Consider the following 23,523-nt stretch of genomic DNA (forward strand, 5'->3'; position numbering starts at 1 on the left):
TGGCAAAACTCAGTGTATTAAAATACTGATCTTGGTTCGTAAAAGCCAGTCTCCAGAGGTCAGATAAAATGCAAAAGCATTCCTCATCTTGACATGTTCTTTAATACAGTAGCTAGCCACCGGGTGCACAGGCATAACTTTTACGGGAAGCCGTAATAATCTGTAATTTTTTATTCTTAAAATTGACAATATTGTAAAATGGATTGCAATAAAACTCAAAACACAATGATTTTCAATATTTTACTATATAGCTTTAATTAAATCATTAACCCAATCAAATACTGATATTATGGAATACAAAGTAGTACCTTTTGTAGCATCGATAGACCCAAGGACAGGCACATCGGATCAAGTAGCAGAACAATTAGAAAACCTGATTAATCAGGGTGCATCAGGAGGATGGAACTATGTAAGACTAGAAAGCGTCACAACTTATGTACATGCCGAAAATGGTTGTTTTAATAATAAACCTGGATATACGACGGCAAGACAGATGGTGGTATTTTCAAGGCCATGAAGTCTCTCCTATTAACCGCGATCCGGTTGTATTGGTTGATCATCCCACCTGAAAGAAGACGTAAGTGTATATTTAGGCATAGCTGCTCTAAATATGTATTTGACGTAACTAAACATGAAGGCTTTAGGGCAGGTAGGAAAGCATTGCTTTCACGCATGAGAACCTGTAATGGTCACTTTGACATAATCACGGATTATAAAAGTGGTGAGCGGATGATGTACCTGAAAGGCGGTGTAGTGGTTGGCGAGGCGGAGATCGCGGAGAGGTTGTTGTAAATAGTTTAGGGATGGAACTTAAAAAGCATACCTATCTGTATTTTTGCGAACTAAATCAATACAAAAAGCCGAAGATAACTGAGAAAGTCATATACACTGTAAACAATAATCTGTTAAACCTCTCCGAATGTAGGTAATTGGCTTTTTAAAGGTTGTTCAATAAGGCTTTATTGAACAACCTTTATTCAGTCCTGAATCTTTATTTATGCTGCCAGCACCTTCCCCCACCTGACACTTTTCGCTGACACGGTCCTCCTTTTTGGGTTGGAGCACCACAGATGCTCGAAACAGGTTTAGTTGATCCCGAACTTTTTACGATGTGTCTAACAGTAACACTGGAATTGCCTGACTTCGAAACCAGCCGCTTACCGTCTTTTATAATATGAGCAGACACAGTATTCGAATTCGATTGTCGCGCAGTGACGGTCACTTTCATCTCTGTGAATACCGAGCGTGCAAAATCTTTCTTCCATGTTCCTTTATGACCATTCACATACACCGTAGCCCCTAGATCATCAACATAGTTAATGTCACATTCATCACATTCTGTTTCATAACCATATGTATCGTATTCCGATTCAGCTTTTTTACAGGCCATAGATAAAAATGAAATAAGAAATAACAATAGATACTTTTTCATAACACAGCTGATTAATAGTTAATGACGGTTTCCACGATCTGCTCTGAATATTTGTAGATATCATCCAATGAATCTAGATCATATTTAGCCTCCTTTTTGTCTTTGTCAAACAACCCGATACGCAGGCGATTAGGCGTAAAATAGAATCGACAAATTGGTTTGCGATTGTTATCATCTAGTAAGATGCCACAGTAGGACTGATTATCACGCATAAATATGCGACCTACCTCGATCTCTTTACGCAAAATAGATTTAATAATCAGGTATCCCTCAATCTCTTCCTCCGTGGTGACAATCAAGGCATCGGGTTGTGTCGGTGCAATTGCAGCGCTCTTTTCTTCGGCTTCAGTTTCTTTTTTCAGTGCGCTTTTTAGTCTTTCGGCGATCTGGTCATTGACAATCTGTGTAAACACGCGCTTTACCAATGGCGTAAACTGTTCCAAAACCTTTGCTGTAACAACACTTGGATAGGCTTGCTTCGCAAAAAAACGAACGAAATCATCACTCGGATTCTGCATTTCTGCCATCGCTAAAATCGTCAGCTCATTAAAGTACTTTAATTCGCTCGCAACGCTGGAAATGCTTTCGAGATCAAATTCTGTCTTATGGAATTTGCGCAATTCGGATACCTCATTGTCTTTGATGTCCATAATCTTGAACTCGAAAAATGGTTTCTCGTCCATCTTATTCGGTGTAACCAGATCGGTGTAAAACCGGTATTCTACGCCGTTCGTCAGCAAACCAAATTTAGCTTCTGTGGTATGGAAATAACGGAACAATTGTGAATTGTGTGGATCAAGCCCGTCCGCATAATGTTTGCATTCAATTAAGATAACAGGTTTGTCTTCACGTAATATCGCATAGTCAACCTTCTCCCCTTTCTTGATACCGATATCGGCAATAAACTCGGGTTGTACCTCAAACGGATCAAACACATCGTATCCCAATATCTTCAAAAACGGCATCACTAAGGATGTCTTTGTGGCTTCCTCTGTTTTGATCTGTGGTAAAAGTCGGTCAACGCGCTTGGCAAATTGACGAATCTCATCTTTAAAATCCATGGTTTTTAATTTTTAATAAATGGCTTATTTGATTTTGCTATACAGCGTTTAAATTATTTATTTCTGATAGTCCAAAAGTAGCTACTCACTACGAGGGCTTTTTACGGGAAACCATAAATCCAGAAAAATGTAAATCCTAATTTTGAGCCATATAATTGATCCTATAATTCACCTTTAAATAATTAAAACATGTATGATCCATGCGCGTGGTGCAACAAAGAAATTAAGTCCGGAAACGAAAAAAAGAGTTATAAAGGGAAAGGCTTCACTATGAAGGTACTCACGTTTATGTTCGGCAAATCCTATTGCTCTGAACGTTGCCGCAATTCGGCAGAAAAAAGAAAAGGAAAAAGAAGGTAAATAAACACGTCCTATGCAAAGTACTTATCGAAAATGGAGCTTCGTATTCGGCTCTCTTCTCCTGATATCATCGCCATTGGTCAGCTGCCAGTCCAAATCAGAAGATTGCAAACAGAAAATGTTAGGGTTCTCATCTAGTGGGATCAAGGACAATAAAAACCTTCCAAATGGCATATACCGCGTCACAAAGGTATCGGATGGGGATACGTTTTGGTGCAAAGATGACAGGGAGCAACGAATCAAAATACGGCTCATCGGAATAGATGCGCCGGAGCCCCGCAATTATTTTCGCAAGAAAGAGCAGGTTTTCGGAAAAGAAGCATCCCGGTACGCCACAGATCTACTGTTGCATAAAACAATCAGACTGGAATTTGATGTAGATTCGCTCGACCAATATGGAAGAACCTTGGCCTATGCCTATTTAATAGATGGTACTTTTATCAATGAAAAAATCGTCAAAGATGGCTATGCCATCCTGATGACGATTGCTCCTAATGTAAAATATGAACAGCGCTTTCAGGAGGCTCAACATTATGCGCGGGAAAAAGGTCTGGGACTTTGGTCCAAAAATATCACTGAATGAATCTGAAATCACTAAAAATTGCCTTGATCTGCGGCCTCATATTGGCCCTCTTACCCTTACCATATGGTTACTTTACCATTCTTCGCATATTTGGTTGCTTGGTTTTTATCCTACAGCTTATCAATATACCCAAAACCAAGCGACATTCCCGGAACAGTGAATTTATAATCTGCATCGTACTGATTATTTTGTTTCAACCCATCCTTCGGTTACCATTGGGAAGATTAATCTGGAACATCGTTGATGTCGCTACGGCAATATGGCTATTGATCAATTTAAATCGACGGACAAGAAAGACTAAAAAATAGCTTAAGTGTTTACTTAAGCTATTTTTTTGGAAGTTTTTAGAGGTTTCGATTGGATATTTTTGGTACGATCTGAATAATAAAGCGTTGGTTATTATCCTCATTAGCTTGATCGCGCCCCACTCCGCCCCAGCCATTTCCGGACAACTGGAGATCAATCAATTCACCGTAAGCTTGCTCCTCAAAATCTATTCCCTGGGCTTTCCAGAATTTAGACAGGGCATAGGCCCGATTATAGCTCAGCTCATACTCTTTTTTCCGTCCCAAGGGCGAGGTATCCGCATTGTACAATTTGGAGGCGTAACCGGAAATTATAACAAGGTAAGATACCTTCTCTCCATCAACACGGTTCTGCTCCTTTGCGGATCTGACGACCGCATCAAGTACTTCCTTAAGCTTTTTACCGGCATCAATGACTTTCGCGCGCGTGACCGCGTAGTTTTCCAAATTGCCCTCCTGAATCTCGAAAGCAGAGGGCTTGAATTTAACTTCAAAATTGAGCAGGAATCGCTTGTACTTATCCTCATACCGAAATGAACTGTTATTTTTCAACGGCATTAGTGAATCCTCTACTTCTTTGTATACCTGCAACTGTTCATCCTGGGCAATAATTGTATTGCGGTTGTTTACATAGGTTACAACAAATAGAACCAGTACAATAAAAAACAGGCTCGTCATCAGATCGGAAAAGCTGACCCAGAAAATATTGTTTCCTTCTTTTTTTGCCATGACCTATTTTTTTCCGAAAATGCGTTTAAAAATACTCTCGTTGCTTTTCTCGACTTCTTCTTTCAATTTACTGAGCACCGTAGATATGGTATTCAACTTGTTTATCTCCTCCCTTCTGTCAGAAGCGTCCGAAACCTTGACATTGACTTCCTTCAGCGTTTTTTGGATTGTACTGATCTGTTCCTTATTGATCTTTACTTCTGCTCCAAGTTTGCTTACGGTATTGATATGATTGATCTGTTCTGACCGCATGTCCGATTGATGCTTATCAAAACCAGATTTGATTGCTGGCAACACGTTCAGATTGTCCAGTAGATCCAATTTATCAAATTTAGTTACATTTTCTGTATAAGCCTTTTCTAAGAGATCATGCTGCTCGGTAATCAGATTGGTCAGTCCCTCACGTTTCATAATCACATGATTTTCAAAAACCTTGAGTGTCTCGTCTAAGTTATCGTCCACGCGCAAAATCATCTCTTTATACCGCGAAGACATGGCATCTAGACTAGAAAATTGTTGCTGAAGGAAAGAGATAATCGCATTGGTATCGTCTACCCGGGCATCGATCTTGTGTGCAATACTATCAAAATTATTTGCGCGGTCAAGTAACTTCGCTATACTATCGCTCAGTACACGTGTTTCTGACAGCCTGCTATTGAGACTTTCCATAAAAACGTTAAACTTGTCAAAACTATTGGTTGCTTTTTCAAGACGCAGCAATACATTCGCGTTCATCTTAACGAAATCATTGGCATTCAATTGTTCTAGCCGACCCAAAACTGTATCCTGAACTTTTAAGGTATCATAATTCTTCTGAAACAGATGGTTCAGGGTATTGATATTAGCTGTAAATTCCAGGTTGAATGAGTTCATGGTATTAGTCAATTTGGTGATGGATGAACCAAAGTCCTGGCTTACTACGGGTAGCAAATCCGTCTGTACGAAATTGTAAAATTCATTTTTATTCTGCTCTACTGCCCGCTTTGCTTTCTTAAAAGAATTTAATCCGATAAACGAAGTAATAAATAATCCCAGAAAACTGGAAACCATGGCAATACACACTGCCAAAAGGAAATCATTCAGGTCAAGCTGTTTGACCAAATCTGAAGTCGCTGAATTATCCGTGTTCCAAAGCTTAATCAACATGGCAAATAGTCCAAAAATAATCCCGACGATGGTTGCCATAAGCCCCAGATAAAGGGGCTTATTGATAGTTTCTTTAATATCATCTTCTTCAACATTCACATTGCGCTCCACGAGATCTTTGACAATATTAAAATCGGCTATACCCCCATTGTTTTTTAGTAAATAGATATTCAGTGACTCAATAATGTTGTCAAAGTAGGTGCCCGACGTCGTACTTGGATTGATAAGCGTAACCTGTACCGAACCTTTTTGGGGTATCGAATCGGTCTGTTCATCGTTTTTTATAGTTTCAAAAATTTCGCCAACCCGGCCTTCTTGTAAAAGAATCTTGGAAACCGTGATGCTTTGGGTATTAAAATAATCTTTGTATGGAATAAAACGACCAAATTGAACGATGGCAGCTCGAAGCTGAATCCCTGTCTTAACTTGCTGTGAAATAAAATAACCAACAACCGCTAATTCTAAAATAATATGTATCCAGTCCATCTGTTATTAACTATATCTGATCTTTATTTTTTCTACTACTTGCAGCTTGCCTTCCACAAGTTGGAGTTTACCGAGTTTAGATTCCTGTGTAAAGGATTTTGCTCCAGGAAAATAATTATTCAGGGACTCACAGAAGCCATCTATATAACTGTTTCGATATTGGATTGCAGTTGTTATCGCATCCAAATTAGACTCATCCAAACGGAAATAGTATTCATTTTCCCGTTTTGAAATAATATAAGGCGTATGTCTACTCTTTTTGCTTATAGGAAGCAGTTCTTGAAAGGCACCCGCTGTCATACAATTTGAAACAAATTCTTGTTGCTGAGGGATCGAAAGTGTTATCGGTTCCGATAGGGTATCCTGATCTTGCGGAACGACTGTTTCCAAAACCAGATCAGCAGATTGGATTTCATCAACATTAAGTTTATCCAGAGAGTTTATCTGGATAGATTTTGTTTGGTTTGCATCGACCTTTTTATTCAATTCCTCTAGCTTTCGCGTCAGTTCATTAAGCTGATTTTTCAATTTTTCGTCCGCCACCTCGTTATATCGAGGTAAACTCGAGGATACCTGGGGTCTTAGCTGCATCTGGTTTTCACTATTTTGTAAATTTACAATTACGTCAATCCTTCTATTTAATCTAGAAATTGCCTTGTTCTTGCCTATTCCCTGAAAGATTAACATCATCAAAATAACAAATACCGTTATTAACAATACGATCACGATCCACTGTAGAGTCGAGTCGGATACAAATGTTGTTCGCCCCTGTGCACCGGCCTGTTGGGCAATGACCATACATGGAGCCATAATCAATGGAAATCCTAGTATGATTAAACTTTTATATATTTTACCAGTTTTCATCTTCTTGTAATTTATTTAACATTTCACCAAGCATGCCTCTCACTATATAGAAAGACAAATTGTCCGATACGATATCTGTGGCTGAAACTTGCTTTGTACGCTGCGCTAAACCTGCTTCTAAGAATTCTATTGCGACCTTCTTGTCTAACAGGATGCTTTCGAATTTCCGTTTAAGATCATAATCGATACCGAAATCATTTTTATAATTAATTCCCGGTAGCTGAAAGAATAAAGACACAAATTCTGAATATGCTTGATATACACTTTCATTGAACTGGCTTCCCAAATCCTCATAGGTCAATCGATTATCATTCGAAATTATAGTTTGCTCTTTGTCTCCTAGATAGCTCCTAAACTTTTCATCCAAACTATTGATAGAAAGTTCTGCAAGCACCTCTTCTCCTTCTTCGAGAACATTTATTGCTCCTTTAGAAGTAAGTTCTTTGGGACTATCTGGGACGAGTACTTTCACTCTCATTTTTTCAGAAGAATCTTGCAATCCGTATACTGCATTAATAATTGCCGTCGCATAGATCACGATGCTTTCTTTTGAACTTGATTTATCAATAATAGACAGGAACTTCGATCCTGTACCCGAAAAAGTCAAGTAGCTAGGCGCAGATATGCCTGCAATTTTCATAGCAGTAACACTGTTATAAATTATTGACGCAAGATAAAACAGGAATACAGCTCGTTCATTGGCATGCATCGCCAAGAAAGCATTGAAGCTTTTATTATTTACATTTTGCAGCTCTTTCTTTTTATCGAGAGAAAAATAATAAGCGATGATATCATCAATCTTTCCACTCTGTTCAATTGTCTCCCCTATTTCTTTCAAATTATGATAGCTATTGACATTTGATAATCCCGTAAAAAACTTCGACCCAAGTCTATAAAACCCATTGGATCTTAGATCAGTAGTATAGCCTGCAGAATAAAGGTAATTAGCCCCAAATAGGACGGATGAAATAGTAATAACTTTACGATTCTGATAAACAACGCTATCAATAGTTCCTCCTCCTATATCTAATGATAGGATGGTATTTGAAGTTCCCAAAATCTTACCTGTACTTGCGATGGAATAGAATGGAGCAATAGATTCCGAAAGCTTAATGCACTCTATCCCTGGACCAAAATGCTGTTCGGCAAGCTCCTCCATTAAGCCAGCCATCAAATTGATTTTATACTGTCCGTAACTTAATGGATATGTCCAGGTAAATCTGGTTTTAGAGATATCTCCCCGCTCTACGAGTACCTTGGTTTTACACATGATGATAAGTTGTTCCAAAAAAGAACGCATTCTAGCTTCACCTTCTATATCCTCAATTCCATTTACCCATTTTAAATTAGTGATAGCCTTTACATTATTGAGGCTCGGCATACTAGTTTTTTCATAAGTAAAACCGATGTTATAATCCAGAATTGTCTGGAAATTGGTCGGATCAAAATTATTATAGTCTAATATTACGGTGCGTATCGGAAAATTGTAATTCGACTCGCTCGAAATATTTTCAACAATGAATTCAATATCCTTGTGATTTTGGATCTCATGTAAACTACTAATGCTGGTGTCAAGTTTATTAAAAGATGTTGCGAAACCATTCTTATCTGATGGGAGATTTAAAGGCGAAGGAGCACTATTATTAACTGAATACTCTACGTGTGTATTCGATGTTCCAAAGTCAATTGCAAAGGTGTACGCACCTCCTGTATGACGTTCGTTCCGCCATAGCGGTATGAGATAATTAGCATTATCACTATCTTCTTCTTTGAAAGAAATGGCATTAAAGTCCTCTTTAAATCTGAAATAGTAGGTATTATAAAATGATCCATTACGGCTATCACGCTTTGCTTTCATACTTCGAAAATCAGCCTGTCTCCCATCAAAAGCAAGTTGAAAGGAATGACTATAATCATTCACCCCCCCATCAACTACCTGCATGTAGTAATTGGGATTGACAATTGCTTTTTGAATTGGAAATAGCTGAAAATACTTAGCACAAGGTATAATCTTGCCTTTTTGAGGATTTATATCCGTAGTTTCATATTTTTTCTCCAGTTCGACCACATGGCGGCCTCCGTCAATCGGTATTCGCAGCTTTACATTGACTGAACTCTTCTTTTTAATAATCTCAATTATTTTTTTCCCGGAGAAGCTACGCTTGATCAGATCCTCCTCGCTGAAATAAGTAAAAAATGTCTTCTTTAAGGGAAGAAGATAGCCAATACCTTGCTGATCGGACTCATTTGTGAAATTTCCATCAAAAAAAGCGTCTTTATTAATCTCATAAGGTGTTTCATAAATATCCTGTTCCAAAAAATCATCTACAGTCAAATAAGGGTATTTCACATCTTTTCCGGGAAGGATTCGTACATCCAACATTTCGTCTGCTGGAGGAGGAACCTTGGTGTTGACATCCCATTTGACGCCCTGGTACAAATAATCCAGCATCCCTAAATTCCCGTTGGTCGCGAGTACCATGGGAGGAAGTCCCGACACTGTTTTAGAAGCATGGATTAAAAATTGTGATTCTCGACCGATACGCTCCTGAATGTTTTTTACACTTTTGGTCCGAAACGGTACATTAAATACTTCAACTACATAATCATTTCCATCAATCGTCGTCTTATTTTCCAAAAATTGAACATCCAGCGCATTTATTGCAGCCACAAAAGTCTTATCCTGTTCCATCTTCTCCTTGACATTGCGTTTGACGTAATCATAAAACGTTGGCATATATCTGCTCAAAGACGGATTTTCTTTAAAAAAAGCCATCAAATAGAAAATAAAATCTTCATCTCTATTTTTGAGTGACGCCGGTTCAGTGAATAGTTTGCGGTCATGCAAAGTGACCTGCGCAAACCCCAGATCATTGGCAGATGTGAACACCATGGTTTTAGGCGATGTCGCGCCGATAATCTTGTGATTGAAATAAAAAATATAGATGCGATGCAGCTGATCGAAGTTGAATGCTTCATCATCTTGCTTAAGAAATAGGTCCAAAGTACGGCCAAGTAATTGGTGACGAGAATAGCTGGAATCGGTTAACTTAGCCAAGTCACGCTGTTTGTCCCACACCTTGATTGTCAACTCTCCGTTGATGGAATCCTTATTATAAAGTAGTTCAAGCAAATCGAGGCAGTCGCTGACCAATTTATGGTTATTCGTATAGCCATCAAGCCTATTATTTGCATCGTTAAAGTAACGAAAAGCAGTATTAAACAAATCTAGACGAGCAAAAGGCGAAGGTATCGAAGTAGGCAATATCGAACTTTGATCTCCATCGGGACTAATGATCTTTTCGATAATAACACTGCTGTAGTCGGTGCTGCGAGATTGCCAATGCGTCATTGGCGTATCGTCAAAAAGTCTAAAAACTTTTGCCATGTTGATTAGAATAAATATTTGGTTATGATTTCTGCCGTCGCATCATGCGATTGAACCATCAGTTTGTTTTCTACGGTCGGGTATTTTTTCTTACGATGCTCATTTAGCGCCGCAGTCATCAGGTCATAGCTTTTCTCCTTGAATAATTTGAATATGCTACTCCGCTGGGCAAAACCAGAAACAAGCTGCATTAAATCTGCATTTTGAGGGGTAACTCCGATAATAGCGCCCTGATTGTCGATTAACTCGGCGATATTATAAGGTGAAAAGCTGATCTTATTGCGTTTCATCTCTCCAAGCCAGATACGGTATTGATCTAAGAAGTGCAACAACCTTCCATAAAATACCGAGCTCAAAAAGTTCTGGTCAATAACTGGTGCAGTCTCTTTGGCAAAAGGAGCAGTCAATTTATCTTTTAGTTCACTCTCCAGATAAAGAGAGAAAAATAGGAGCTGTGTCAAATTGAGCTGTATCTGATTTTGGGTCTCATGGGAAAGATCCTTAAACGTGATCACCGGATTTGACGCCGAGAGATCGTTGACACCAAATTCCTTGTATTTAGGATTCTGAGCATTCCCCTCATGTGTGCTTAAAGAACCATCATTTGCAAAGTCTACGATCGCCAAAGCAGCAGCCAGCTCGACAAAATGACTATCATTTTTTTGTCCTGTACCACCGACAACATTTTTGTACACATTGTTATTATCATCGGCGATATAATATAGCGCGTTGATATCTTTGCTCTCACTAATATTTTTGTGATAGTAGTGCAGCGCCGCTTTGGTCTTAGAATAAAACGTCGAACTTTGAATGTTATCTGTATTGTCCCCATCCAGCTTAAAATAAGGCATAACCGTAATAGCACCAACGACCGCATTACGGAGATGATCATAATGCTTCCCATTGACCAGCCCATGCCGGATATTTTTTAATATCAAAGGGAATCCAGCGGCTCCCGTTCCCCCAAATATGGAAGAGATAATAAAAATTCGGTCGTTATTACTGAAACTATTTGCAAAGAGGTTGAACTCTTCCGATTCGGTAAATTTATTGAGCACAACAGATCCGATATTCGGATTGCCCTGAAAACCAACTTCCAGATCAAGATTCAAGTTGGATTCGGAGAAAAGTACATCAACGAGAGCCTGGTTACTACCTCCGTCTTCCAATAAATTATAGTCGATAAAATCTTTGAACTTACCGCCATTAAGCCCTTCAATTCCAAGACGGAATTCATTACCTAATGCATTTGTCCCTACAGCACCTATCACCTCGCCCAAGGATTCGATTTTGTTCTTAAAAAACACTTTCTCGTTGTTAGGCGCGATAGCTTTATGAATACTTCGGTACTCATTAAGCAAATGTTCCGTTTTAGCGACGTCAGCCGCCGAAGAATCCGGATCCAGAATAATCGGAACGACTTCGTATCCTGTTGAAACACCAGCAGCCAATAACATGGTCAATGACTTGACTACACGGGACCCTGTCCCGCCAATAGCAAAAACGTATAATTTTGGCATAACTAAAATGGTGTCCTAGAAAGGTTTTTAGATAGTTTTCGGAGGAATAGTGAGAGTATAAAGAAAATAAATAAGGTAAGCACAAAACTTCCAATGGCTACACCGAAATAGGCTTCACTTGGGAAAACAAGATTTTGCTGCTCCATGATCGATTTACAGTCATTATACAGGTATGCCGCACTTACAAATGATGCGACTGTGAGGAGAATAAACCAAAGTCCAATTTTAGCGAAGCGAGGTCTATCCAATAAAAAATAAAAGACCAGTGAAAATACCGCCGCGCTTATAATAGCTATGACGGCATACTTTTGATAGAGGAACCTATCAAACATTTCTAAAGAGAAGTCTGTCTCGTAATAAAACTTCTCATAAAATAGGGCAAATAAATCGTTCATGATTACTTAATTGCTAGGTTATAATTAATTTGAAATAATATATCTTGATTGTTGTTATGCGTTTTGTAAGCCTCAGTGACTCCGTGAATTAGATTACGTAATCCAAAAGTCTGTTGTGTGGTTTGTTTGATAGCTGAATCGTCCGTATTGGATGAGCGGTCCACCCAGGAGGGCATCGTATTTTTATAAGCAATAGTCAGTTCATCAGGGAATTCCTTTTGATTAACTTTTACTGTGATCAGGTGGGTGAATTTATTGTCTTTAATACGCTGCCAATCGTTTTGATGGATTAAAGTAGGCTGGTTATTGAACGGGATTTCCTGAACGCTTACGAGTGTCGCTCCTGGGCTTAAGACATAATTGCGATTTTCAAGGACGGACATTCTATCAGGGAAAGAACTCATATCTGCGGCAATGCTGTATTGAAATACACCATTCACAAATTGAATTTCCTTGATATCCTTAGGCTCCTGAGAGCGATATACTGCTCGGCCAATTCTATTGGTACCTGATAAATACTGAGTGGAGGGCTCCGTGCCATGATTCCCTTTTAGGAAATAACTATTTTGATAACCTTTCATGTCAGCAAATCGAACTTTGCTGAGAAGATTCTGAACGCTATTATCCGCTCCTATGATCCAGATATAATATGGTCGTTCGGCATGCTGTAATTTGGTCTTTTGATTATTATAGTCGTAATATGTGCCATTAAAACCAGAAGTAAACTGAAGGATGCAGGTTGAAAGATCAGATTGTTTCAAACTTTGCATAAAGGCACTTTTGGTCATATTTTCTTCTAAAATGAGGCCTTGCTGGGTAGAGCGTCCTTTTCCCAGGGAATAGATACAATCGGAAACAAAAATGGAAACCCCGTTATCCTTCGTCTCCGATAATACCTTTTCAAAGCATTGATTTAATTCGGATACAAATTGATTTCCCACTTTAAAAGGAGCTTTACCGGGCTCAAGTGAGCTAAAGAATGTATTGACATTAGAAACTTCCGCCGGATATATTTCTGAGTTGATAAAATTGAACTTAATGTTATTCTTATCATAATGATAATTTAGGCCTATCAGAATATCCGACAGTACAGATTCGAAATTCGAAACACCACTAACATAACCATCCATACTTGCTGAATTTTCTAAATAAATGGCGAAAGTGGGTGCTGTTTTGACTTCTCCACATTGATCAATATTTAGTTTAGCCTTATTCGCATTTTTGCGCATATAGTTTTGGATCGCTATTTTATCAGCTTGACCATTCTTGATTAATTTTTTAAAAGAACGGTCTTCTTTATTCTGCTGAACATACATTGTTAATTGCTCCAAATCTTGGCAATCCAGCGTACCATCCGCACTTAGTTCTTCCAACTTTTCAATCAATATTGATTTTGGGGCACAGCTGTAAAAGAGGAGACCCAATGAAAGAGCCAGCGATGCCATTATTCCGTATTTGCTTATATTCATATTAGATTAATTTTATACGATCAGTCTACGTTGACAGCAAATCTAGCGGATGCTTACGGGTTAATTCTACGGTTTCCCGTAAAGACACCTCATGAGGTACATCAGATAAAAAAATCTATAAAACTTAAGGTAATCGAGATAAGAAGAAGAGAATTTCTTGAGAATTTTGATACCTTTAGAAAAATAAAAACCAACAATATATTCATCGGTATGAGCGCAAATGTTCCTATTGTTCGGCAAGTATCCCAGTCTGCTATACTAATCATCATCTTGGTATGGGCTGTTTTTATAGCATTTTTTACTATTCTATTCCAAAAACATGGAATTTTCATAGGTGTGGTTTTATTTTCTGGGTTATTTATTTTGTTGCAACAGCTTATTCCCTCAAGCCATAACAAAGGAATGAAGGCTATCAAACAGAAGGATTTCAAAGCGGCTTTAGAACATTTTGAGCTGAGTCTTGATTTTTTTACTAGAAACGCATGGGTAGACAAGTATCGTGCAGTGACGATGTTGAGTGCGTCAAAAATGTGTTATCGGGAAATGGCGCTCTGTAATATTGCATTCTGCTATGTGCAGGCCGGGCAAGCCGAAAAAGCAAAAGCGCTCTACGAAGAAATTCTGAAACAATATCCTGATAATGGGATCGCTTACTATGCACTAAACTCAATCAATACGTTTTCAAATCAGGCTGATTAAAAAGAGTGAATTCAGCCGGGACAATCATAAGTCCAGCTTTTATAAATAATAACGAAACAGATAAAGGCTATCCTACGATAGCCTTTTCTCATCATCTCATTGGTTAAAATATGGCACTAAATATCTTGAATGCATTAGATATCGTTTTCAGCAAATAATCCTACCTCGTTATTTATCTTGCTTTCACAAAGGTAGCACGATACCCCCAAGAGTCTTTACGGAAAACCGTAATCCAATATCGACGATTGTTATATAAAGCCCAATTCTTTACAGTACGCAACAAGCTGTTCGTTTTTAGTATATCCAAGTACATCCTTCATGAGGTTGAGCCGTTTCTCAATACTACTCAGGCTCGACGGACGAATGTCTCGTTGCTGGAGATACTCGGGCATTTCCTTTTGGGATACACCTTCGTACAAGAGTTTAATGATATGCAGGTCAAACTGCGTAAACTCATGCGAATTCTGCTCCTGAATAAATTTTTTACTGTCGGGCGATTGGTACGTGCGGTTCTGATCAACAGCTTGCAATGCCTCGCGCAGATGTTGGCCATCGCGGCGCGCTTTGCGAACAAGGCCATCAATCTCATTGTTCTTGAACATATCATTGATCAGGGACGAACGGTCCTTGGCCGTCAGGACAATAACTTTGATATCTGGTTGTACAAGTTTGACAGCTTTGATCAGTGAAAGCCCATCTTTTATCTCCTGCGGACTATCATCATCTTCAAATTCTATATCCGTAATGAGTAGGTCATATGGTTCATCATCGCGGATCGCATTTTTGATCCAGTTCAGAGCATGGTCGCAATAATAAACGTATTTGGTATTGTGAATACCGAGGTCGTGCAGGGTTTTCTGCACAGAAATGTTGGCTATCTCGTGGTCTTCGGCAATGAGTACTTTCTTAAACATACATTATTGTCTTTTTATAATGGGATAACGGTCGTGATATTGAGCCCTTTTCCCGGTTCATTGACAAAGGTAATTTTACCACCCAGGCTTTCAATACGGGAAACCGTATTTGCTAGTCCTTTTCCTTTCGATTTTTCTTTTGGGATTCCTATACCGTTATCCTTATAGAATATGTTAAGCTGTTGGTCTGATATTTCAAAACGTACGACGACCTGTTCGGCCTGACTATGTTTCTTCATATTGACCATCAGCTCCTGAAGCACATGTTTGACTTCATCTTTAATTCGTTTACTGATATCGTCCCATTGTTCGGCATCATTACCGGCGATTAATACCTTCCGATGGTCAGCGGCAAAGGATTTGAGTAAGCTGGCCAGTTGCTCGTTATAAGGTATCTCTGTGATCGTTTCCTGTTCGACATCGTGCGAGATATCGCGCGACTGGTGGTACATATTTTCCAGTTTATCGAGTACACCATCGCGGTCCACCTCATCGCCATGTTCGATTTCCGACATCACTCGGTAGATGCCATTGGCGACCACATCGTGAATCTTTTTAGAAAGATGTAGCTGCGTCTCTTTGACGCGGTTCTGTGCTTCGAGTTCGAGACGTTGCTTGCGACGTTTGTACCAAAGCGTTCCTCCACCAACAGCTAATAGGAGTAAAAAAATACTTGCACCTGTAATTGCACGTTGTCTGACAAGCCGGTTCTGCTTTTCAGCATTTTCTTTTTCCAGCCGCAGATTATCGGCTTTATTTTTTTCGACTTCGTAGCGGATCAGGGCGAACTGGTTTTTGGCCGCTGCTCGGGCTTGTTGGATGCTGTCGTTGAGTGCCAAATAGGTAGACAGATAACGTTGAGAATTGGAGGAATTTGATTGAATCAATCCTCTCAAGGCATTCAATTTATCATCTGCGCTATTTATTTCAGTTGCTATTTCATATTGCTTATGTAGATAATAAATAGATGAATCTGGTTTTCTATGGTCATAATATTTAGCTAAACTCGCATAACTTGAATTCTGACCCCAACGATCTTTTTGACTAGTCCGTATCGTTAAAGCTTTATGATAATCCGGTACGGGATTATAGCTGTTGTCTGCAATCCATTTTGTTTTGGCTAAATTATTTAAAAACTTGGCGTAGTCCGTTGTTCCACTCGGGACTTTTGACAAGATTTCTTCGGAAAGCTTAATTGATTCGGGATAGCGTTTAGCATTTCTTAAACAGACAGCCAAATTGTTCTTATATGTTAAGATGTTCTCCCTACTTGCGGAATATTGTATCGCTAAAAGATAATACGGAATAGCATGATCATAATTTCTCAAATCATCCGTTGCATTGGCAATGTTGTTATAGGCATGGGATAGCAACGCTCGCTGTTCAGCGATTCTAGAGTTTAGATATTTAGCTGCTTCTAGAGAAGTTTCTTGGGCTCCGAAATAATCACCAACTTCATATAGATTAACTCCCATATGGATCAAACATTTAGCTGCGTTAAAATCATCCTTCGCTAATAAAAATTGCTCTTTAGCTTTTTCAAAATATAAAAAAGAACTATCCATATGACCATTTTTCAAAGACCACTTTGCCCTATTTAAATACTCATTTGTCGAGTTCAAAGGAATTACATTATCCTCCTGTCGGCAAGATATAATAAACGCAAATAAAAAGAAGAGGACTAAAGGTAATCTAAACACGGCTAAAATTTTAACCTAAATTATTCATTTTCGGCGAATAAAGCAACGCTAAATTACCCCAAACAAAAAAGGAGTAGTGAATACTACTCCTTAAATTTCTAAGAGTTAAACTATGGCAAAGGGGGTCTTGTACTTCCTTTGTCGCCACCATCTCCATCATCACCAGGGTTTGGTGGCGGAGTATCTGCCGTTTGTACTGTTGGTGTTCCTGCGCTTGGCTGTGAATTAGACGGTTGACCGATTCCAAATAGAAAATATAATATTAAACTCCACATAACTCAAAAAATTAAAAGTCAAAAACTTGGTAGGTCCCGTGCCCCATGCACGGGATTGCTACAAATGTTTTCAGAAGGCCTTCTGAATTTTTTGGGAAGTAAGAGTGTCAATCGCGGGAGGCAGAAGCTGCTTCCCAAACCGGCTAAAGACTACCGCGAGATCTTCTCATTGTGAAATCAGATTAGTATCTTAGTTTATATTTTAATCGATCCATCATCTGACTTCGAGAACAAAGTTATAGTCGTTAAAACCCTTTTTATCAAATGATTCCGACAATACGGGAAAGACTGATAAAATTCTAAAAATTCGGTAAATACCGATATATTGATAAGGTGTTGACTTACGGGATTCCGTAAATACTGATAGAAATAGAACCTAAATTTGTAGCTATGCCGACGTTTAACATATTTAAAGAAAGGGTTCTTTCCCTCTATGAGGAAAAGAAAAGCAAACAAGAAATGGATGAATTATTGGCCAGCCCCTCACCTGCAAACTTGAGAGATTACTGCTTAATTAGATTATCCGAAGGGTTACCAGAAACCGATATTCAGGTCTTACAAAAATTCTTTGATCCACTTAAAAAGGAAAAAAGTTTAGAAGATGCTATCTACAATTATAAAACAGGATGGTTAAGAGCTTTACAGAAGTTTATTTTACGGGAAACAGAAAACCCAGATGAGCTTCTTGTCAAACTATTAGCTGTACTTGTGGATTATCAACCGCGTCCATTTCGCCTTAATTATGATGATAAGCCTATACAAATTGAGAATGACCCACCTTTCGGAAAGAATGATCCACCTGTTGAAGATGATGCTAAAAAGGGCCCCTCCACATCTATTAACCTAGAAGGTAATAGCCAAGATGAGTCTATTATTTCGAAAAGAGATCATGAGAAAACCAATGTGGATATAGACTATGTTGACACAAGTAAGGTAATTAGTCCAGAGGGGGTTGATGAAAGCCAAATAAATAAAAATGAATCAGGCTCGCAGAAAAAACCATTTTTAAATAGACATACCTTAAGATTTACCGGAGCTGCTTCTTTCATTATTGCTATTTTTATTACAATAGATTTTTTGACTCCCAAAGATTGCATGTGCTGGGATGGCGAAAAATATATTCAGGTCGATTGCCAAGACAAAACACAAGCGTATCAGGTTATTGGATTAGATCAGGATAGACTAGAGCATTTTCGTAAAATCACACCGCCTGACATCTTAAGGGTGAAAGACATTGGGAATATCTGGTATTCAAAAATCGACAATGAAGTTGAGTTTTTTACAGGCCCGGGATATCACCCAGTCCGACTCAATAAATCTTTAAAAGCTGTGACAAAACATATTTGGGACACCTATGTAAGTATAACGCCAGACAGCAATCAACAGGTTCAATTTGGAATAATGCAGAAACAAAAGGAATAGGTTCCTTAGCTGCATAAAAAAAGCCACATCTCCCGACGTGGCCTTAAATAGACATATGATTCACTAGTGGTTTGTCTTTTATTAACGGCAAACCACCAGTTGCGAAATTCTATTTATACGAATTGATCGATTTGGATACTTTCCAATCATTACCTTCCCGCTCTAAGGTAACCAGATCAGTCTTGGTGAAATCCTCAAATTTCAAAGTCACTTTAACAACCATATAGTCAGCTGATTCTTCTAAGATGTCGGTGCTTACTGTACAGTTTAGCTTTTTGCCTTTTTGTTTTTTCAAGGATTTAACCACTTCGCTACGGCTGTTAGACTGCGCATTGGAAGCTTGGATCTTTTGATTGAAATCATCAGCGAATAACTTCTCTACTCCTGCTGATTCGCCCTCTGTGGTTACCGCAACATAATGCTCTAAAGCAAAATCTGCTGTGGAAAGGTTAATGTTAGCTTTTGTTGCTTTTACTCCAGGTCCTTCAGCTGCCATAGCGAAAGTTGATACTGCGATTAAAGCTGCTGCTGCGAATGTTTTTACTAAAGTTTTTTATCGAAATGATTTGTTTTTTGATTGGTGATAAAGCTATCATGAGTGCCATTTTTAAGCACTCATGATGGTTCATAATGTCTTTTCTTATAGTGTTAGTTTTTAGTTCTTATTTGTTGACTCAAAACTACAACACAATAGGCCCTTAACCTACGGGCTTTAGAACAACGCTCAGGAAAACTCGGTGAATGACGGGAATAGGGAGGTGAAGTTAATCAGTCTCCAATAATTAAAAATTTTAACCGTTGTATTAACTTACTTATAACACCAATCTGTATCACAATGGAATTACACAAACACCCTATCATTTTAAAAAAAATATTCATTACATCTCTAATCTACTTAATATACAATCCAGATACGTTGAAAGAGATTACTGGCAAACATTTATATTATACTTAATTCAACAGGATTCATTAAGTGAAGATATCATAGTGAAAGGCGGAATTGCTCTATCAAAATGTTTCAAACTCATAAAAAGAACTCCTGAAGATATCGATTTTGTAGTCGCGAGAAAAAAAGGCGAAACAGACAGCAGATTAAAATCTAAATTAAAAAGAATAGGTAGTATCCTATGTAAGGAGTTACCTGAAATTCAAATAGAAGGTCTAACGAAAAAAATGGGGATGAACCGTAAAACTGCTCATTCCTATTGGAAACTTCATAATGAGAACTTCTGCCCTGAAAGCAATCTTGTTACTATCGATTATAGCTGGCTGGGCGAATCCAACCCTCATAGTAAATATTCATTCAATTCCCTTATAGGTGATGCATTACAAGAAACCGATCAAAAGGCTACTATTAATCAATATCAGCTTTTCCCGTTTGAGATGAATGTACTGGATCCATTCAGAACATTCTGTGAAAAAATCATGAGCCTTGTCCGATTTTCATACTCAGATGATCCGATTATTAATCTGAGCAAAAAGGTCAAACATGTTTACGACTTATATTACTTGTTGCAATATGAGAAATTTCAGCATTTCCTTCAGTCCGAGGACTTTTTTAAAATGCTGCTAAATGTAGCCAATAGAGATGCAAAAAGCTTGAGAAATAACAATCATTGGCTTAAATACCAGCCTGTTGACAGTTTATTTTTCCATAAATTGAATGAAAACTGGGATACCCATTTTAGTCAAGTTTATAGTACGAAATTTAGCATCTTTGAATCTGGCCAGCTTCCTCCTGATTACCTGATTTTAGAAAAATTAAACCTAATCAAAAACAGATTGAACAGCTTACCTTGGGACATCGCCATCCTATGATATCGACATAATTACTAAGGCTATTTTTTGCAAATATAGCCTTAGTAATCACTTTACTTTCTTGGAGGACGAACCGTTCCCGTATCACCACCATTATCACCTGGTTGATCCGCTTCGGATGAAACCGCCGCCTTTACAGTCGGTGTCTGAGCATTGGCAGGCTGACCAATACCGAATAAAATGTATAAAATTAAACTCCACATATTAATTGATATTAAAATTACTGCTACTTCCCTTTAGGAGGACGGATGGTACCAAAATCTCCTCCGTCGCCATCATTAGGATTATCGTCCGCTGTTATATTAACCGTAGAACTGTTTCCTGACGAATTTATATTGGCAGGTTGGCCAATACCAAACAAAAGGTATAAAATTAAACTCCACATAGTTCTGATTGATCTTTGATATTAATTACTAATTATGATTATCCTTTAGGAGGAGGATTCCCTTTATCGCCACCATCACCGTCATCATGAATATCATCTGCATTTACATTGATTATAGAACTGTTTGTAGATGAATTTGTATTGGCAGGTTGGCCAATACCAAACAAAAAGTATAAAATTAAGCTCCACATAGATTAAAGATTTCAATTTAAAAAATTATTGTTATTTACCTTTTGGAGGTCTTGGTGTGCCTGTTTCTCCTCCAGTATCACCATCTACCTCTGTTGTTTGAATAATCGCTACATCTGAACGAAATTGTGTATTGGCAGGCTGGCCAATACCAAACAAAAGGTATAAAATTAAGCTCCACATAGATTAAAGATTTCAATTTAAAAAATTATTGTTATTTACCTTTTGGAGGTCTTGGTGTGCCTGTTTCTCCTCCTGTATCACCATCTACCTCTTTTGTTTGAATAGTCGCTACATCTGAACGAAATTGTGTATTGGCAGGCTGGCCAATACCAAATAAAAAGTATAAAATTAAACTCCACATAAAATAAAATTTAGATTATTTATAAAATTATTGCCATAAGAATATAGGCCGTTTTCGAATATAGACAATTAATACAATATTTAATTATCCGATTAGAAGTAATTCTATTTTAACCGACTTGTGAGATAGGATCGTGCTTTTTTTAAAGTATTTGATTTTCCATAATGCTGTTATTGTTAATTCTTACACAAACTTAGGCTTCATTCAAGGGCTATTTGAGCGAAAAGAATCCAATGTAAGCGGTAGAATACATCTACCGAACAGTTGAGCCGATGGGCAATCATAAAACACAAAAAGCCAGATCTCGCGACCTGGCCTTAATAAACATATGATTCACTAGTGGTTTGTCTTTTATGACTGGCAAACCACCAGTGATAAGGTACTATTTATACGAATTGATCGATTTGGATACTTTCCAGTCATTACCCACACGCTCCAAGGTAACTAAATCAGTCTTGGTGAAGTTCTCAAATTTCAACGTCACTTTAGCGACCATATAGTCTGCCGATTCCTCGATGATAGCTGTCCTTACTGTACAGTTTAACTTCTCTCCTTTTTGTTTTTTCAAGGATTTAACCACTTCGATACAGCTGTTAGACTGAGCATTGGTAGCTTGGATCTTTTGATTAAAATCTTCGGCGAATAACTGCTCCACTCCTGCTGATTCTCCCTCTGTAGTTACCGCAACGTAGTGCTCTAAAGCGAAATCTGCGGTGGAAAGGTTAACGTTTGCTTTTGACGATTTTGCTCCAGCTCCTTCAGCTGCCATAGCGAATGTAGATACTGCGATTAAGGCTGCTGCTGCGAATGTTTTTACTAGTGTTCTCATAATGTCTTTATTTTATTGTGTTAGTTCTGTTGTTCTTATTTGTTGACTCAAAACTACGACACAATAGGCTCCCAGCCTATCTGCTTTAGATTAACGATCGGGAAAACTCGGTGAATGGTGGGAATGGGGAGGTGAATATTTTTTATTATATTGATATGAATCAATGATCAAATTATTTATGAATATACAGTCTAATACAGCTGCTAATCAAGGGAAAAATAAAATGTATGGAGCATTGTTTGGCATCGCGGTTGGTGATGCATTTGGTGTACCATTTGAATTCAGATCGAAAGAAGAAATGCTAAAAAATCCAGCTACCGAAATGATCGGATTTGGCAGCCATAATCAACCTATGGGTACCTGGTCAGATGATACATCTTTAACGTTGTGTCTTGCAGACTCGCTGTTAGGTGGATATGATTTGGTAGATATCTCCAAAAAATTTATAGCTTGGAAGGAAGATAAGCTGTGGACAGCAAGAGGAGAAGTCTTTGATATCGGTATCACCACGGCTAAATCGATCGGTGAGCTTAAAGATATTATCAGATCCGGGCAAATCGGAGAGCTACATTTGCTAAAATATCGGGCGAAAGAACAAGACAACGGCAATGGTTCATTAATGAGAATATTACCCCTTTTATTTGAGATCAAGGGACTTAGTCCGTCGGAACAATTCGAGAAAATTTGGGAAGTTTCCGCCCTAACGCATAAGCACATACGCGCTGCAATGGCATGTTTTATCTATCTTAAATTAGCCGAACTCATTTTGCTAGGTTTGGCCAAAGAGCAGGCTTATGCTGAAATGCGGAATCAAGTTTCAAAGTTCTGGACGGACATCAATTTCCCTGAGTCAGAAATAATTCATTTTAATAGCACCATTTTGCATGACATCCGTTCTAAGACACATAATCAATTAAGGTCCAGCGGTTATGTGATCGATAGTCTAGAATCAAGCCTATGGCTTTTTATGGAAAAAGACAACTATAGAGACACTGTATTATCTATTGTAAACCTTGGTGAAGATACAGACACCGGGGCTGCGATCGCGGGCGGATTAGCTGGTTTGTACTATGGGCTGGAAAGTATACCTGAAGATTGGCTTTCGAGCATCGCCCGCTATGATGATATCAAATTGCTAATAGAAAAAACAGCGAAGAGATATTTAAATTAGAAATTCGATAATAATGTCT

27 protein-coding genes are annotated in these 23,523 nt (G+C 38.3%); 8 read left to right on the forward strand and 19 right to left on the reverse strand.

What is annotated here, in order from left to right:
- The first annotated feature begins 289 nt into the window (after positions 1-289).
- The gene (locus tag J2X77_RS08655) at positions 290-517 is read left to right on the forward strand and encodes a hypothetical protein (RefSeq protein ID WP_070570510.1); all 228 of its coding nucleotides are present in this window, start codon (positions 290-292) and stop codon (positions 515-517) included.
- The gene (gene yidD, locus J2X77_RS08660) at positions 514-792 is read left to right on the forward strand and encodes a membrane protein insertion efficiency factor YidD (protein WP_120335546.1); all 279 of its coding nucleotides are present in this window, start codon (positions 514-516) and stop codon (positions 790-792) included. The genes J2X77_RS08655 and yidD overlap by 4 nt, the downstream gene beginning before the upstream one ends.
- Before the next feature lie 199 nt (positions 793-991).
- On the opposite strand, the gene J2X77_RS08665 is transcribed toward yidD, so the two are convergent.
- Complete coding sequence (locus J2X77_RS08665) at positions 992-1,432, reverse strand: hypothetical protein (RefSeq protein WP_209576365.1); 441 nt, start codon at positions 1,430-1,432, stop codon at positions 992-994.
- A gap of 11 nt (positions 1,433-1,443) precedes the next feature.
- Positions 1,444-2,493: a type I restriction endonuclease gene (locus J2X77_RS08670; RefSeq protein WP_209576367.1), complete on the reverse strand. Its 1,050-nt coding sequence runs from the start codon at positions 2,491-2,493 to the stop codon at positions 1,444-1,446.
- Positions 2,494-2,866: 373 nt separating this feature from the next.
- Between J2X77_RS08670 and J2X77_RS08675 the strand changes: the two genes are divergently transcribed.
- Together J2X77_RS08675 and J2X77_RS23730 are read left to right on the forward strand one after the other, a co-directional pair.
- Positions 2,867-3,436 (forward strand): thermonuclease family protein, encoded by a 570-nt coding sequence (locus J2X77_RS08675; RefSeq protein ID WP_209576369.1) that lies wholly within the window; start codon positions 2,867-2,869, stop codon positions 3,434-3,436.
- Positions 3,433-3,744, forward strand: a complete 312-nt coding sequence (locus J2X77_RS23730) for a DUF6804 family protein (protein WP_307187326.1) — start codon at positions 3,433-3,435, stop codon at positions 3,742-3,744. The genes J2X77_RS08675 and J2X77_RS23730 overlap by 4 nt, the downstream gene beginning before the upstream one ends.
- A 36-nt stretch (positions 3,745-3,780) precedes the next feature.
- Here the strand turns inward: J2X77_RS23730 and J2X77_RS08680 are convergent, their stop codons facing one another.
- Genes J2X77_RS08680 through J2X77_RS08710 form a run of 7 tightly spaced genes read right to left on the reverse strand, consistent with a single transcriptional unit; the run spans position 3,781 to position 13,738 of the window.
- On the reverse strand, positions 3,781-4,470 hold the full coding sequence (locus J2X77_RS08680; RefSeq protein ID WP_209576371.1) for a flagellar motor protein MotB: 690 nt from the start codon (positions 4,468-4,470) through the stop codon (positions 3,781-3,783).
- Between the two features lie 3 nt (positions 4,471-4,473).
- The gene (locus J2X77_RS08685; RefSeq protein ID WP_209576373.1) at positions 4,474-6,102 is read right to left on the reverse strand and encodes a hypothetical protein; all 1,629 of its coding nucleotides are present in this window, start codon (positions 6,100-6,102) and stop codon (positions 4,474-4,476) included.
- Positions 6,103-6,108: 6 nt separating this feature from the next.
- The gene (locus tag J2X77_RS08690) at positions 6,109-6,966 is read right to left on the reverse strand and encodes a hypothetical protein (protein WP_209576375.1); all 858 of its coding nucleotides are present in this window, start codon (positions 6,964-6,966) and stop codon (positions 6,109-6,111) included.
- Positions 6,953-10,354: a hypothetical protein gene (locus J2X77_RS08695; protein ID WP_209576377.1), complete on the reverse strand. Its 3,402-nt coding sequence runs from the start codon at positions 10,352-10,354 to the stop codon at positions 6,953-6,955. Before J2X77_RS08695 ends, J2X77_RS08690 begins: the two co-directional genes overlap by 14 nt.
- Positions 10,355-10,359: 5 nt before the next feature.
- Positions 10,360-11,874 carry a hypothetical protein gene (locus J2X77_RS08700; RefSeq protein ID WP_209576379.1) on the reverse strand — a complete coding sequence of 505 codons (1,515 nt, stop codon included), beginning with the start codon at positions 11,872-11,874 and terminating at the stop codon, positions 10,360-10,362.
- A 2-nt stretch (positions 11,875-11,876) separates the two neighbouring features.
- On the reverse strand, positions 11,877-12,269 hold the full coding sequence (locus J2X77_RS08705) for a hypothetical protein (RefSeq protein ID WP_209576381.1): 393 nt from the start codon (positions 12,267-12,269) through the stop codon (positions 11,877-11,879).
- A 2-nt stretch (positions 12,270-12,271) separates the two neighbouring features.
- Complete coding sequence (locus J2X77_RS08710; protein WP_209576383.1) at positions 12,272-13,738, reverse strand: hypothetical protein; 1,467 nt, start codon at positions 13,736-13,738, stop codon at positions 12,272-12,274.
- A gap of 210 nt (positions 13,739-13,948) precedes the next feature.
- Between J2X77_RS08710 and J2X77_RS08715 the strand changes: the two genes are divergently transcribed.
- Positions 13,949-14,437, forward strand: coding sequence for a tol-pal system YbgF family protein (locus tag J2X77_RS08715; RefSeq protein WP_209576385.1), 489 nt, complete (start codon positions 13,949-13,951; stop codon positions 14,435-14,437).
- Positions 14,438-14,685: 248 nt separating this feature from the next.
- Here the strand turns inward: J2X77_RS08715 and J2X77_RS08720 are convergent, their stop codons facing one another.
- From J2X77_RS08720 to J2X77_RS08730, 3 genes are all read right to left on the reverse strand, one after another.
- Positions 14,686-15,351 (reverse strand): response regulator, encoded by a 666-nt coding sequence (locus J2X77_RS08720; RefSeq protein ID WP_209576387.1) that lies wholly within the window; start codon positions 15,349-15,351, stop codon positions 14,686-14,688.
- A gap of 14 nt (positions 15,352-15,365) precedes the next feature.
- Positions 15,366-16,916 carry an ATP-binding protein gene (locus tag J2X77_RS08725; RefSeq protein WP_209576390.1) on the reverse strand — a complete coding sequence of 517 codons (1,551 nt, stop codon included), beginning with the start codon at positions 16,914-16,916 and terminating at the stop codon, positions 15,366-15,368.
- Between the two features lie 245 nt (positions 16,917-17,161).
- The gene (locus J2X77_RS08730) at positions 17,162-17,326 is read right to left on the reverse strand and encodes a hypothetical protein (RefSeq protein ID WP_209576392.1); all 165 of its coding nucleotides are present in this window, start codon (positions 17,324-17,326) and stop codon (positions 17,162-17,164) included.
- Positions 17,327-17,716: 390 nt separating this feature from the next.
- Here J2X77_RS08730 and J2X77_RS08735 point away from each other — a divergent pair, with 390 nt between their 5' ends.
- Positions 17,717-18,748, forward strand: a complete 1,032-nt coding sequence (locus J2X77_RS08735; protein WP_209576395.1) for a hypothetical protein — start codon at positions 17,717-17,719, stop codon at positions 18,746-18,748.
- A 109-nt stretch (positions 18,749-18,857) separates the two neighbouring features.
- Here the strand turns inward: J2X77_RS08735 and J2X77_RS08740 are convergent, their stop codons facing one another.
- On the reverse strand, positions 18,858-19,244 hold the full coding sequence (locus tag J2X77_RS08740) for a nuclear transport factor 2 family protein (RefSeq protein WP_209576397.1): 387 nt from the start codon (positions 19,242-19,244) through the stop codon (positions 18,858-18,860).
- 458 nt (positions 19,245-19,702) lie between these two features.
- Here J2X77_RS08740 and J2X77_RS08745 point away from each other — a divergent pair, with 458 nt between their 5' ends.
- Positions 19,703-20,566, forward strand: coding sequence for a nucleotidyl transferase AbiEii/AbiGii toxin family protein (locus J2X77_RS08745; RefSeq protein WP_307188042.1), 864 nt, complete (start codon positions 19,703-19,705; stop codon positions 20,564-20,566).
- A 53-nt stretch (positions 20,567-20,619) separates the two neighbouring features.
- Here the strand turns inward: J2X77_RS08745 and J2X77_RS08750 are convergent, their stop codons facing one another.
- From J2X77_RS08750 to J2X77_RS08775, 6 genes are all read right to left on the reverse strand, one after another.
- Positions 20,620-20,769, reverse strand: coding sequence for a hypothetical protein (locus tag J2X77_RS08750; RefSeq protein ID WP_209576401.1), 150 nt, complete (start codon positions 20,767-20,769; stop codon positions 20,620-20,622).
- 23 nt (positions 20,770-20,792) lie between these two features.
- Positions 20,793-20,951 (reverse strand): hypothetical protein, encoded by a 159-nt coding sequence (locus J2X77_RS08755; protein ID WP_209576403.1) that lies wholly within the window; start codon positions 20,949-20,951, stop codon positions 20,793-20,795.
- Between the two features lie 38 nt (positions 20,952-20,989).
- The gene (locus tag J2X77_RS08760; RefSeq protein ID WP_209576404.1) at positions 20,990-21,142 is read right to left on the reverse strand and encodes a hypothetical protein; all 153 of its coding nucleotides are present in this window, start codon (positions 21,140-21,142) and stop codon (positions 20,990-20,992) included.
- A 31-nt stretch (positions 21,143-21,173) separates the two neighbouring features.
- Positions 21,174-21,323, reverse strand: coding sequence for a hypothetical protein (locus tag J2X77_RS08765; protein ID WP_209576406.1), 150 nt, complete (start codon positions 21,321-21,323; stop codon positions 21,174-21,176).
- 31 nt (positions 21,324-21,354) lie between these two features.
- Positions 21,355-21,504, reverse strand: a complete 150-nt coding sequence (locus J2X77_RS08770) for a hypothetical protein (RefSeq protein ID WP_209576408.1) — start codon at positions 21,502-21,504, stop codon at positions 21,355-21,357.
- Positions 21,505-21,886: 382 nt separating this feature from the next.
- Complete coding sequence (locus tag J2X77_RS08775; RefSeq protein ID WP_209576410.1) at positions 21,887-22,333, reverse strand: nuclear transport factor 2 family protein; 447 nt, start codon at positions 22,331-22,333, stop codon at positions 21,887-21,889.
- A 163-nt stretch (positions 22,334-22,496) separates the two neighbouring features.
- Here J2X77_RS08775 and J2X77_RS08780 point away from each other — a divergent pair, with 163 nt between their 5' ends.
- Positions 22,497-23,504, forward strand: coding sequence for an ADP-ribosylglycohydrolase family protein (locus J2X77_RS08780; protein ID WP_209576412.1), 1,008 nt, complete (start codon positions 22,497-22,499; stop codon positions 23,502-23,504).
- Positions 23,505-23,523: the final 19 nt, after the last annotated feature.

This window comes from Sphingobacterium sp. 2149, from assembly GCF_031455655.1.
Taxonomy (GTDB): domain Bacteria; phylum Bacteroidota; class Bacteroidia; order Sphingobacteriales; family Sphingobacteriaceae; genus Sphingobacterium.

What these genes read in the sequence shown, in the direction of transcription:
- J2X77_RS08655 (WP_070570510.1), top strand. Translation starts at nt 290, where the DNA reads ATGGAATACAAAGTAGTACCTTTTGTAGCATCGATAGACCCAAGGACA.
- yidD (WP_120335546.1), top strand. Translation starts at nt 514, where the DNA reads ATGAAGTCTCTCCTATTAACCGCGATCCGGTTGTATTGGTTGATCATC.
- J2X77_RS08665 (WP_209576365.1), bottom strand. Translation starts at nt 1,432, where the DNA reads ATGAAAAAGTATCTATTGTTATTTCTTATTTCATTTTTATCTATGGCC.
- J2X77_RS08670 (WP_209576367.1), bottom strand. Translation starts at nt 2,493, where the DNA reads ATGGATTTTAAAGATGAGATTCGTCAATTTGCCAAGCGCGTTGACCGA.
- J2X77_RS08675 (WP_209576369.1), top strand. Translation starts at nt 2,867, where the DNA reads ATGCAAAGTACTTATCGAAAATGGAGCTTCGTATTCGGCTCTCTTCTC.
- J2X77_RS23730 (WP_307187326.1), top strand. Translation starts at nt 3,433, where the DNA reads ATGAATCTGAAATCACTAAAAATTGCCTTGATCTGCGGCCTCATATTG.
- J2X77_RS08680 (WP_209576371.1), bottom strand. Translation starts at nt 4,470, where the DNA reads ATGGCAAAAAAAGAAGGAAACAATATTTTCTGGGTCAGCTTTTCCGAT.
- J2X77_RS08685 (WP_209576373.1), bottom strand. Translation starts at nt 6,102, where the DNA reads ATGGACTGGATACATATTATTTTAGAATTAGCGGTTGTTGGTTATTTT.
- J2X77_RS08690 (WP_209576375.1), bottom strand. Translation starts at nt 6,966, where the DNA reads ATGAAAACTGGTAAAATATATAAAAGTTTAATCATACTAGGATTTCCA.
- J2X77_RS08695 (WP_209576377.1), bottom strand. Translation starts at nt 10,354, where the DNA reads ATGGCAAAAGTTTTTAGACTTTTTGACGATACGCCAATGACGCATTGG.
- J2X77_RS08700 (WP_209576379.1), bottom strand. Translation starts at nt 11,874, where the DNA reads ATGCCAAAATTATACGTTTTTGCTATTGGCGGGACAGGGTCCCGTGTA.
- J2X77_RS08705 (WP_209576381.1), bottom strand. Translation starts at nt 12,269, where the DNA reads ATGAACGATTTATTTGCCCTATTTTATGAGAAGTTTTATTACGAGACA.
- J2X77_RS08710 (WP_209576383.1), bottom strand. Translation starts at nt 13,738, where the DNA reads ATGAATATAAGCAAATACGGAATAATGGCATCGCTGGCTCTTTCATTG.
- J2X77_RS08715 (WP_209576385.1), top strand. Translation starts at nt 13,949, where the DNA reads ATGAGCGCAAATGTTCCTATTGTTCGGCAAGTATCCCAGTCTGCTATA.
- J2X77_RS08720 (WP_209576387.1), bottom strand. Translation starts at nt 15,351, where the DNA reads ATGTTTAAGAAAGTACTCATTGCCGAAGACCACGAGATAGCCAACATT.
- J2X77_RS08725 (WP_209576390.1), bottom strand. Translation starts at nt 16,916, where the DNA reads ATGGATAGTTCTTTTTTATATTTTGAAAAAGCTAAAGAGCAATTTTTA.
- J2X77_RS08730 (WP_209576392.1), bottom strand. Translation starts at nt 17,326, where the DNA reads ATGTGGAGTTTAATATTATATTTTCTATTTGGAATCGGTCAACCGTCT.
- J2X77_RS08735 (WP_209576395.1), top strand. Translation starts at nt 17,717, where the DNA reads ATGCCGACGTTTAACATATTTAAAGAAAGGGTTCTTTCCCTCTATGAG.
- J2X77_RS08740 (WP_209576397.1), bottom strand. Translation starts at nt 19,244, where the DNA reads ATGGCAGCTGAAGGACCTGGAGTAAAAGCAACAAAAGCTAACATTAAC.
- J2X77_RS08750 (WP_209576401.1), bottom strand. Translation starts at nt 20,769, where the DNA reads ATGTGGAGTTTAATTTTATACATTTTATTCGGTATTGGTCAGCCTGCC.
- J2X77_RS08755 (WP_209576403.1), bottom strand. Translation starts at nt 20,951, where the DNA reads ATGTGGAGTTTAATTTTATACCTTTTGTTTGGTATTGGCCAACCTGCC.
- J2X77_RS08760 (WP_209576404.1), bottom strand. Translation starts at nt 21,142, where the DNA reads ATGTGGAGCTTAATTTTATACTTTTTGTTTGGTATTGGCCAACCTGCC.
- J2X77_RS08765 (WP_209576406.1), bottom strand. Translation starts at nt 21,323, where the DNA reads ATGTGGAGCTTAATTTTATACCTTTTGTTTGGTATTGGCCAGCCTGCC.
- J2X77_RS08770 (WP_209576408.1), bottom strand. Translation starts at nt 21,504, where the DNA reads ATGTGGAGTTTAATTTTATACTTTTTATTTGGTATTGGCCAGCCTGCC.
- J2X77_RS08775 (WP_209576410.1), bottom strand. Translation starts at nt 22,333, where the DNA reads ATGAGAACACTAGTAAAAACATTCGCAGCAGCAGCCTTAATCGCAGTA.
- J2X77_RS08780 (WP_209576412.1), top strand. Translation starts at nt 22,497, where the DNA reads ATGATCAAATTATTTATGAATATACAGTCTAATACAGCTGCTAATCAA.